We start from the raw sequence: 476 nt of genomic DNA on the forward strand, positions 1-476 counted from the left end.
CGACACAGTAGAATTAGTCGGAAGCGTAAGAGGGGGAGAAGAGAAAAAAATAGGATTTAGAGCAACGGGGGGCAGAGGAAGGGGGAAAGGGTGGGGAAGAAGAAAGAAAAGGGAAGGGAAAAGGAAGAAAGGGACCGGAGGGAGGAAGAGGGAAGTGGGAAGGGGGGGGGGGGGGGAAGAAGGGGGGGAGGGGGGAGAAAGGAGAGGGGGAAGGGAAGGGAGGGGAAGAAGGGGGGGGGAGGGGAAGGAAGAAAGAGAAGAAGAAGAAGGAGGAGGGAGGGGGGAAGGAGGAGGGGGAAGAGAAGAAAAAAGAGGGGAAGAGGAAGGAGGAGGGGAAGGGGAGGAGGAAGGGGGAGGAAAAAAAAGGGAAGGAAGGGGAGGAGGAAAGGGGGAAGGAGGAGGAGAAGGGGAAGGGGCTGCCGCGGACGGGAACGGTGGAGGTGGAAGACAACGGGGTGTTGTTACCGGTCAAAATG

1 protein-coding gene is annotated in these 476 nt (G+C 58.2%); it reads left to right on the forward strand.

The features are described from left to right. Positions 1–90 precede the first annotated feature (90 nt). The coding region (locus tag ACTHUG_RS11420; protein WP_440422288.1) for a hypothetical protein at positions 91–476 on the forward strand (386 nt) is incomplete at its 3' end.

It is taken from the genome of Neisseria sp. P0022.S009, assembly GCF_051956675.1.
Classification (GTDB): Bacteria; Pseudomonadota; Gammaproteobacteria; order Burkholderiales; family Neisseriaceae; genus Neisseria.